The sequence below is a fragment of the Halobacterium yunchengense genome (assembly GCF_037031165.1).
GTDB lineage: Archaea > Halobacteriota > Halobacteria > Halobacteriales > Halobacteriaceae > Halobacterium > Halobacterium yunchengense.
Genome location: NZ_JAYEZL010000004.1, coordinates 363,852 through 372,938 on the forward strand (window position 1 = coordinate 363,852; position 9,087 = coordinate 372,938).

Sequence of the window (9,087 nt, forward strand, 5' to 3'; positions counted from 1 at the left end):
CAGTTGTCGCGTCGCCCGCACGGAGCCGAGACAGACCCGCGACAGACTTTATACTCGCGGCCGTCAACGCTCACGCATGGCTCAGGGCGGCGACCCGGACCGGGAGGGCGACGTGCTCTCGCCGGACGAACTCGACATCGAGGCCCGCGAGGAGGTCGCGGCCATCGGCGACGACCGCTACGTCATCGGCGCCGACCGCGAACCCGACGCGCCGGACCCCCAGCGGGACGCCGAGAGCGGTGGCGGTGACGGTGGTGGCGACGCCGACGGGGACACCGCGGCCGGTTCGGCGGCGGACGAAGCCGACCCCGACACCGGGTCGGGCTCCGACCCGGAGACCACCGGTCGCGACGTCAAGCGGTGGCTCCGCGACGAACTCGCCGACCACGACGCCGCCTACGCGTACCGCATCGCCGCGAAGTCCGGGGACACCGTCGCCCACCAGGAGCTCGCGACCGACGACATCGGCGCCGCGTTCGACGGCCTGCTCGTCTGGTACGCCCAGCAGGTCGCCGCCGGCACGCCCGTCGACGAGGCGCTCGGCATCCTCCTCTCGGAGTCCAGCGTCCAGGTCAGGTACCCGACCGAGCGCCTCGTCGCGTACCTGGAGGCCAACGACATCGGCCCGAACGACTCCGTTTCCGACCTCGTCGCCGCCGTCTCGGAGGACGGCGGCCTCGCGTTCCCCGACCGGTAGGGCAGGCCCGGTCGGACCGGCTGATTGTCGCGGCTGATAACCGCCGCGAAAGCTTCTTGGCCGTGGTTGTCCGTTCGTCGGGCATGATGAACCTCGAGGAGGCCGGCGGCGTCGTCCAGAACGCCGCCCACGTCGTCGAGTTCGAGCTCGGCGACGAGGTCTGCGCCATCGACATCGACGCCGTCGACAGCATCGTCGAGTCCAAGCAGGTGACGCGAGTGCCGCGCGCCCCGGACGCCGTCGAGGGCGTGATGGACCTCCGCGGGGAGACCACGGCAATCGTCGACCCCCGGGAGTTCCTCGCCATCGGCGGCGACCTCGCCTCCGACAACATCCTCGTGCTCGACCGCGCCGACGACAAGCAGAAGATCGGGCTCCGGGTCGCGGAGGTCACCGAGGTCTCGGGCTACCCCGAGGCGCAGGTCGACCGCGGCGACGCGGTCGAGCGCATCGGCACGTCCGCCGTCGAGCGCGACCTCGTGAAGGGCGTCATCCGGAAGCTCCCCGAGGGCGTCGACGAGGACGAGGCCGTCGAGGACGCCGCCGTCGACCTCGTGCTCTGGCTGGACATCGAGCGCCTCGTCGACGCGGTCGGCGACGGCGGCGACAATCAGCGCTGATAATCGGCGACGAGACTTTATTAGCCCCTTCCCCGAACGCCCGTAGCATGGCGAAGCAGGTCCTACTGGTGGACGACTCGGAGTTTATGCGGAATCTGCTCCGCGAGATCCTCGAGGAGGAGTTCGAGATCGTCGACGAGGCCGAGAACGGGGTGGAAGCCGTCGAGATGTACCGGGAGTACGACCCCGACCTCGTGATGATGGACATCGTGATGCCGATCCGGGACGGCATCGAGGCGACCGCCGAGATCAAGGACCACGACCCGGGCGCCCACGTCATCATGTGCACGAGCATCGGCCAGGAGGAGAAGATGAAGAAGGCCGTGAAGGCCGGCGCGGACGGCTACATCACGAAGCCGTTCCAGAAGCCCAGCGTGATGGACGCCATCTCCGACGTCCTGGCGGCATGACCGAGGCGCTGGTGGTCGACGACTCGCACTTCATGCGGACGGTCATCAGCGACATCCTCGCGGACGGCGGCGTCGACGTCGTGGACACCGCCGGGAACGGCAGGGAGGCCGTCGAGGCCGTCGAGCGCCTCGACCCGGACGTGGTGACGATGGACGTCGAGATGCCGGAGATGGACGGCATCGAGGCCGTCGAGGAGATCATGGACCGCCACCCGGTGCCGGTGCTGATGCTGTCGGCGCTCACGACGGAGGACGCCGACGCCACCCTGGAGGCGATGGAGAAGGGCGCCGTGGACACGTTCGCGAAGCCCGGCGGCACCATCTCCACGGAGCTGTCCGGCCACAGCGAGGAACTGGTCGCCGCGGTCGAGGACGTCGCGGCGGCCGACCCGACCGCAGGCCACGGCGTCGAGCAGACCGCGTCGACGTCCGGCGACGCCGTCGACGACGAGGCGTTCGTCGACCACCCGACGCTGCTCATCGGCGCGTCGACGGGCGGCCCGAACGTCGTGGAGTCGATTCTCGGCTCGCTGCCGCGCGCGGCCGACTTCCGCGTGCTGGTCGTCCAGCACATGCCGGCACAGTTCACCAGTCGGTTCGCGAGGCGCCTCGATCACGCCAGCGAGTACGACATCGCGGAGGCCGAGGACGGCGCGCGCATCGGCGGCGGCGAGGGACTGGTCGCGCGCGGCGACTACCACATGCGCGTCGCCGGCTACTCGAGGGGGCGCCTCCGCGTCCGCCTCGACCAGAACGAGCGGAAGCACAGCGTCCGGCCCGCCATCGACGTGACGATGGAGTCGGCGGCGGACCGCGTCACCGACCCGCTGGTCGCGGCCGTCCTCACCGGCATGGGGACCGACGGCGCGGCCGGCGTGGAGGCCGTGAAGGAGGCGGGCGGCACGACGCTCGCCCAGGACGAGGAGACCAGCGCCGTGTTCGGCATCCCGCAGCGCGCCATCGAGACCGGCTGCGTCGACGACGTGCTGCCCGCCGACCGGCTGACCGAAGCGATCACCGACTCGATACGGAGGAGTTCCTGATGGACGACTACCTGGAAGCGTTCGTTCGCGAGGGCGAAGAACACGTCACGAGACTGAACAACGCGCTGCTCGAACTGGAGTCCGACCCGGACGACGAGGCGGCGATGGACGCCATCTTCCGCACCGCCCACACCCTCAAGGGGAACTTCGGCGCGATGGGCTTCGAGGACGCAAGCGACCTCGCGCACGCCGTCGAGGACCTCCTGGACGCGATGCGCCAGGGCGACCTCGAGGTCACGGGCGACCGCATGGACCGCATCTTCGAGGGCGTCGACGAGATCGAGGCCTGCCTCGACGAGATCGAGGCGACCGGCGACGTCCAGCGCGACGTCTCCGGAACGGTCGAGCGCGTCCGCGCCGTCCTCGACGAAGGCGAGGCCGGTGCCGGCGACCAACCGGCCGACGACGCGGAGCGCGGCGGCGCGGCGGGCGTCGACCCGTACGCGGTCGTCGACCGCGAGACCGTCGCGAGCGTCGACGACCCCGTCTTCCACGTCCGCGTCTCGATGGCGGGCTCCCAGATGAAGGGCGTCGACGGCATGTTCGTCCTGGAGGCCGCCGAGGAGGCGTTCGACCTGCTCGGCACGGCGCCGGGCCCGGACGCCATCAACGACGGCGACTACGACGAGGGCTTCGACCTCGTGGTCGCCGGCGAGGTCGACGACGTCGCCGCGACCGTCCGCGGCTTCCCGAAACTGGACGACGCCACCGTCGCCGAACTGGACGGCGCCGAGGTCAGTGCGGGCGGCGAGAGCGAGCGCGACGACGGCGAGCAGTCCAGCAGCGAGCGCGGCGACGGCGACACGGACGACGGCGAAGCCGAGACGGTCGCCGACGAGGGGACGGCCGAGAGCGACGAGCAGACGGCCGGCGGTGGCGACGGCGGTAGCGTGAGTGCGTCCGGCGGCAGTAGTGGCGGCGGCGCGGACGGGAGTTCCGCGGTCGCCTCGACGGACACCGAGATCCAGTCCGTGCGCGTCGACGTCGACCGGCTCGACGAGCTCCACGGGCTCGTCGAACAGCTCGTCACCACGCGCATCAAGCTGCGACGCGGCGTCGAGGACAGCACGCGGCAGGTCGAAGACGAGCTCGACGAGCTCGACAAGATCTCGGGGAGCCTCCAGGACACCGTGATGGACATGCGGCTGGTCCCGATGCAGAAGATCGTCGGGAAGTTCCCGCGGCTCGTCCGCGACCTCGCGCGCGAGCAGGGCAAGGAGATCGACTTCGTCGTGGAGGGCGACGACGTCGAACTCGACCGCACCATCCTCACGGAGATCAGCGACCCCCTGATGCACCTGCTGCGGAACGCCGTCGACCACGGCATCGAGGACCCCGAGGTGCGCGAGGCGAACGGCAAGGACCCGGAGGGGACGGTGACCCTCTCCGCGGAGCGCAACCGCGACCAGGTCGTCATCGAGGTCCGGGACGACGGCGGCGGCATCGACCGCGAGCGCGTCCGCGAGAAGGCCGTCGAGAAGGGCGTGCTGAGCCGCGAGGAGGCCGAGGAACTCGACGACGCGGCGGTCGAGGACCTCGTCTTCCACCCGGGGTTCTCCACGAACGACGAGGTCACGGACGTCTCGGGCCGCGGCGTCGGCATGGACGTCGTCCGCGACACGGTGACGCGCCTCGACGGCTCCGTCGCCGTCTCCAGCGTCCCCGGCGAGGGCACGACGTTCACGATGACGCTGCCGGTCACGGTCGCCATCGTGAAGGTGCTGTTCGTGGAGAGCGGCGGCGAGGAGTACGGCATCCCCATCAAGACCGTCGACGAGATCTCGCGGATGACGTCGGTGCAGACCGTCGACGGCGAGGAGGTCGTAACGTACGACGAGACGGTCTACCCACTGATCCGGCTGGGCGACGCCCTGAACGTCCCCGGGGAGACGAGGAACGGCGACGGCATGCTCGTCCGCGTCCGGGACACGGAGCGCCAGGTCGCGCTGCACTGCGACGACGTCCGCGGCCAGGAGGAGGTCGTCGTCAAGCCCTTCGAGGGCATCCTCTCGGGCATCCCGGGGCTGTCCGGCGCGGCCGTGCTCGGCGAGGGCGACGTGGTCACCATCCTGGACGTCTCCACCCTGTAAGCATGAGCACGATGATCGACATCCGGCGCCTGCAGACGGTGAACAAGCTCGCACGCGAGGGCGCGACCACGGTCGCGGACAACCTCAGCCAGCTGACGGGCGTGGACACGGAGATGCAGATCACGAAGATCAACGTCCTCGACGTCGAGGACCTCGCCGAGCACCTCGGCGCCGAGAAGCAGGTCGGCGTGAACGTGCCGCTGCTCGAGGAGCCCTACGGCTCCGTGCTGGTGCTGTTCGACGACCGGAGCGCGCGCCGCGTCGCGTCCACGATGATGGGCGGCGTGGACAGCGACGGCGGCGCGTACAGCGACATGGAGCGCTCGGCCATCAAGGAGGTCGGGAACATCATGACCAGCGGGTTCATCGACGGCTGGGCGAACGTCCTCGGGCGCACCATCGACATCTCCACGCCGAACCTCTTCCGGGCGGCCGGCGACGACATCGTCGCGCACTGCGTCGAACCGAACGACCACGAGATCGCGATGGTGTTCGACGCGACGCTGCACGCGCCGGACGCGGACGTTGAGGCGAAGATCTACTCGTTCCCGGACGTCGAGGAGTTCGTCTCGATGATCAACGACATCTGATGCGGGTGGCCCTCGACTCGCTGGCGGCGTTCGGCCGGACCGGCGACCGCGGCGGCGGCCGCGCGGCCGACTCCCTGGAGGCACTGACGGGCGTGCCGGCGTACTGCGACCTGACGCGCGTGACGCTCGTCGACGCCGACGGGCTGTCGGCGTTCCTCGGGGACGCGGCCACTCGCATCGCGGTGCCGTTCGACGGCGCGCTCTCCGGGCGAGCGGTCGTCTCCTACGAGCGGTCGTTCGCGGCCCGCGTCGCCGACGCGCTCGGCACGGGCGACGGCGCGCTCCCGGAGGTCGCGAACATCCTGACCAGCGGCTTCGTCGACGCCTGGGCCGAGCAGGTCGACGGCACCATCGACGTCGACCCGCCGGAGACGGTCGCGGACCCGGCGGCCGTGGTCGACGACGCGGCGGTCGCCGACGGCGCCGCGTTCGTCTTCGAGAGCCGCGTCGCGCTCGCGGACGTCGACGGCGCGTGCCAGTTCGCCGTCCTCCCGGACGTCGACCCGTTCCTCGCGTACCTCGACGGCGGGGCCGACGCGCCGTCCGCCGAGCGGTTCGCGGCGTACGCCCAGTTGACCGCGGAGAGCGCCGCCGCCGTCGCCGACCACCTCGCCGTGATGACCGGCCTCGACCCGGACGGCGTCGAGTCCCACCTCGGCTTCGTGCCCGTGCAGCGCGTGCCCGCCCTGCTCGACGACGACGCCTACGAGGGCGCGGTGTTCGAAACCGAGGGCGCCGTCGACGCCGTCGTCGCGGTGCTGTTCGACGAGCGCGAACCGGGCGTCGTCGCGGACGCGGTCCTCCCCGGGGACGACTACGACCCAGCGATCGCCGAGAGCGCGGTCGCGGAACTCGGGAACGTCGCGGCCAGCGGCGTCGTCGACGGCTGGGCGAACGCCGTCGACACCACCATCGACGTCTCGACGCCCTCGCACGTCCGCGACGACGGCCGCGCGGTCCTGGACACGGTGGCGGCCGCGTACGGCCGGCAAGCGGACGCGGTCACCGTCGTGGACGCCACCGTCGCGCTCGGGGCCGACCTGACGTGCCGCGTCTGCGCGTTCCCGAGCCCCCGGGACGTCGACGCGCTCGGCGAGGTCGCCGACGCACTCGCCGACGGTGAGACCACCGACAGCCACGCCGGCAGCGACCAGCCCGACTTCCCGCCGGAGGACGCGTCCGGAGACCGGGGTGACGGACGTGAATAGCGGCGCGCAGAAGGTCCGGGTCAGCGTCGCCGACTGGCGGGTGGCGGAGGGCGAGGCCGCGCTCGTCACGAGCGGACTCGGGTCCTGCGTCGCGGTCGGCGTCTACGACCCGGAGAGGGCGGTCGGCGGGCTGTTGCACGCGATGCTCCCGGAGGCGCCGTCGCCCGTCGAGACGCCCGCGAAGTACGTCGACGCCGGCCTCGACGAGCTGCTGTCCGCGCTCTACCGACGCGGCGCCAGCCCCGACCGGGTCGCCGCGAAGGTCGTCGGCGGCTCCGCGATGCTCGACATCTCCGTCGGCGGCGCCATCGGCCAGCGGAACGTCGAGGCGGCGCGGCGCGTGCTCGAGGACGCCGGCGTGCCGCTGGTCGCCGCCGAGACCGGCGGGCACAGCGGCAGGTCGGTGTCCTTTTCCCCGGCGAGCGGCGACCTGCAGATATCACGCGTCGACAGCGAGGTGGAGACGATATGAGCTCGTTCGAGGACCTGCTGGCGTTCGTCGAGGCCGAGACGGACTTCGCGAGCAGCTACTACGACGACGCCTACCTGGACCGCCGCGTCTCCGCGCGCATGCGGCGCCGCGGCGCGGACTCGTACGCCGAGTACCTCGACGTGCTCCGCGAGGACGACGAGGAACGCGCCGAACTCCTGGACACGCTCAGCGTGAACGTCACCCAGTTCTTCCGCGACGCGAAGGTCTGGACCGCGCTCCGGGACGTCCTCGTCGAGGAAGCCGCGGACGGGCGGGTCTCCGTGTGGTCGGCCGCGTGCGCGGACGGCCGCGAACCGTACTCCATCGCGATGCTCGCGCTGGACGCCGGCATCCCCGCGCGGGACGTCGACATCCTCGCGACGGACATCGACGAGGACGCCCTCGAGCGCGCTCGGCGCGGCTACTACGAGAGCACGCGGACCGCCGACATCCGCGACCAGCTGGACTTCCTCGACGACCCGATGGCGTACGTCGAGGAGCGCGGCGACCGCGGCTTCGTCGTCGCCGACCACGTCAGAGACCTCGTGACGTTCGAACGCCACGACCTCATCACCGGCGACCCAAAGTCCGGCTTCGACCTGGTGGCCTGCCGGAACGTCTGCATCTACATCGACAAGCAGTACAAGCGCCCCATCCTGGAGACAGTCAGCTCCTCGATCAGGCCCGGCGGCCACCTCGTCCTCGGGCAGACCGAGACGCTGCCCGGCGGCGTCAAGGAGCGCTTCGAGGCCGCCGACCCCCGGATCCGCATCTACCGGCGGCTGCCAGAGGCGTAGCACCGGTGGGGCGACGACCGCGGGGGGCTCCGCCGAGCGAGGAGTAACGTTTATTCTACCTCACAGACGAGTTGGCGTCGAGAACGGGGGAGAGATGTCGGAATCAGCCATCGCGGACTTCGTCACGTCGTTCGTCCCGGACACGGCGACGCACGCCGAGCCCGTGCGCGGCCGCGTCGTCATGAGCAAGCGCCGCATCGTGCTCGCCACCGGGGACGAAACGACGACCATCCCCCTGGGCGGCGTCTTCGACGTCCAGCACGAGACAGCGCCCGGCGACCTCGCGGAGTTCTTCGACGACACGGTCACCGTCGCCTACGAGCGCGACGGGGACCGCCGCGTCGCCGTCATCGAGGGCGCCGGCGACACCGTCGAGCGCTTCGTCGTCCTCGTGTTCAAGGGCCTCCTCAACGGGTCGACCGTGTACGCGAAACACCCGGCGCGCCGCGGCGGCCGCGTCACCGACCAGTCGTTCGCGTCGGGCGCGCTCGCCGTCTCCCCGGGCACGGTCGCGGTGCGCGGCGACGCCGGGTTCTCCCTGGACATCTCCACTGTCACCCACTTCGAGCGCGTCGACCGCGACGTCGGCGGCACCACGCGAAAGATTCTCTCGGTCCGCCACCTCGGCGACGCCGGCCAGCAGGTCACCACCGAACTCGCGCTCGACTCCGGCCGGAAGATGAACCTCCTCGGGCGGTTCATCCGCCTCCGGTACACCCACCTCAAGCAGGAACTCGCGGACGTCGACCTCACCGAGGAAGCGGTCGAGGCGCTCGTCGCCATCTACTCCAGCGGCCCGGACGCCAACGTCGCCACCGTCCTCGGCCTCGACGCCAGCCGCCTCACGGTCCTCCTGAACGACCTCATCGAGAAGGGACTCGTGGCGGACGACGAATCCGGCCCCCGCCTCACCGCGATGGGACAGGCCGCCGTCAGCGAACACATCGAGGCCGTGAACTTCTGAGGGCGAACCGACCGTTCCCCGCCGCGTCGCTACTCCTCGCACTTCCGGGTCGCTACTCCTCGCACTTCCGGGTCGCTACTCCTCGCACTTCCGGGTCGCTACTCCTCGCACTTCCGGGTCGCTACTCCTCGCACTTCCGGGTCGCTACTCCTCGCACTTCCGGGTCGCTACTCCTCGCACTTCCGGGTCGCTACTC

At 71.0% G+C, this 9,087-nt stretch carries 10 protein-coding genes; all 10 read left to right on the plus strand.

What is annotated here, in order from left to right; all coding sequences use genetic code 11:
- The first annotated feature begins 76 nt into the window (after positions 1-76).
- Complete coding sequence (locus tag U5911_RS13785; RefSeq protein ID WP_336037619.1) at positions 77-697, plus strand: DUF7500 family protein; 621 nt, start codon at positions 77-79, stop codon at positions 695-697.
- 83 nt (positions 698-780) lie between these two features.
- Entirely contained in the window at positions 781-1,317 is a 537-nt protein-coding gene (locus U5911_RS13790) for a chemotaxis protein CheW (protein ID WP_336037620.1), read from the plus strand.
- 47 nt (positions 1,318-1,364) lie between these two features.
- Positions 1,365-1,727, plus strand: a complete 363-nt coding sequence (cheY, locus tag U5911_RS13795; RefSeq protein ID WP_336037621.1) for a chemotaxis protein CheY — start codon at positions 1,365-1,367, stop codon at positions 1,725-1,727.
- Positions 1,724-2,770, plus strand: coding sequence for a chemotaxis protein CheB (locus U5911_RS13800; RefSeq protein WP_336037622.1), 1,047 nt, complete (start codon positions 1,724-1,726; stop codon positions 2,768-2,770). The genes cheY and U5911_RS13800 overlap by 4 nt, the downstream gene beginning before the upstream one ends.
- Complete coding sequence (gene cheA / locus U5911_RS13805; RefSeq protein ID WP_336037623.1) at positions 2,770-4,860, plus strand: chemotaxis protein CheA; 2,091 nt, start codon at positions 2,770-2,772, stop codon at positions 4,858-4,860. Before U5911_RS13800 ends, cheA begins: the two co-directional genes overlap by 1 nt.
- A gap of 2 nt (positions 4,861-4,862) precedes the next feature.
- Complete coding sequence (locus U5911_RS13810) at positions 4,863-5,450, plus strand: chemotaxis protein CheC (RefSeq protein WP_336037624.1); 588 nt, start codon at positions 4,863-4,865, stop codon at positions 5,448-5,450.
- Positions 5,450-6,658, plus strand: coding sequence for a chemotaxis protein CheC (locus U5911_RS13815; RefSeq protein WP_336037626.1), 1,209 nt, complete (start codon positions 5,450-5,452; stop codon positions 6,656-6,658). Before U5911_RS13810 ends, U5911_RS13815 begins: the two co-directional genes overlap by 1 nt.
- Complete coding sequence (locus U5911_RS13820) at positions 6,642-7,130, plus strand: chemotaxis protein CheD (protein WP_336037627.1); 489 nt, start codon at positions 6,642-6,644, stop codon at positions 7,128-7,130. Before U5911_RS13815 ends, U5911_RS13820 begins: the two co-directional genes overlap by 17 nt.
- The gene (locus U5911_RS13825; protein WP_336037628.1) at positions 7,127-7,927 is read left to right on the plus strand and encodes a CheR family methyltransferase; all 801 of its coding nucleotides are present in this window, start codon (positions 7,127-7,129) and stop codon (positions 7,925-7,927) included. Before U5911_RS13820 ends, U5911_RS13825 begins: the two co-directional genes overlap by 4 nt.
- A gap of 94 nt (positions 7,928-8,021) precedes the next feature.
- A complete protein-coding gene (locus tag U5911_RS13830; RefSeq protein ID WP_336037631.1) occupies positions 8,022-8,891 on the plus strand; it encodes a CheF family chemotaxis protein in 870 nt (289 codons plus the stop codon).
- Positions 8,892-9,087: the final 196 nt, after the last annotated feature.

Bases quoted from the DNA above. Each gene is read 5' to 3' on its own strand.
- cheY (WP_336037621.1), top strand. From the start codon at position 1,365: ATGGCGAAGCAGGTCCTACTGGTGGACGACTCGGAGTTTATGCGGAAT.
- U5911_RS13810 (WP_336037624.1), top strand. From the start codon at position 4,863: ATGAGCACGATGATCGACATCCGGCGCCTGCAGACGGTGAACAAGCTC.
- U5911_RS13800 (WP_336037622.1), top strand. From the start codon at position 1,724: ATGACCGAGGCGCTGGTGGTCGACGACTCGCACTTCATGCGGACGGTC.
- cheA (WP_336037623.1), top strand. From the start codon at position 2,770: ATGGACGACTACCTGGAAGCGTTCGTTCGCGAGGGCGAAGAACACGTC.
- U5911_RS13815 (WP_336037626.1), top strand. From the start codon at position 5,450: ATGCGGGTGGCCCTCGACTCGCTGGCGGCGTTCGGCCGGACCGGCGAC.
- U5911_RS13790 (WP_336037620.1), top strand. From the start codon at position 781: ATGATGAACCTCGAGGAGGCCGGCGGCGTCGTCCAGAACGCCGCCCAC.
- U5911_RS13825 (WP_336037628.1), top strand. From the start codon at position 7,127: ATGAGCTCGTTCGAGGACCTGCTGGCGTTCGTCGAGGCCGAGACGGAC.
- U5911_RS13830 (WP_336037631.1), top strand. From the start codon at position 8,022: ATGTCGGAATCAGCCATCGCGGACTTCGTCACGTCGTTCGTCCCGGAC.
- U5911_RS13785 (WP_336037619.1), top strand. From the start codon at position 77: ATGGCTCAGGGCGGCGACCCGGACCGGGAGGGCGACGTGCTCTCGCCG.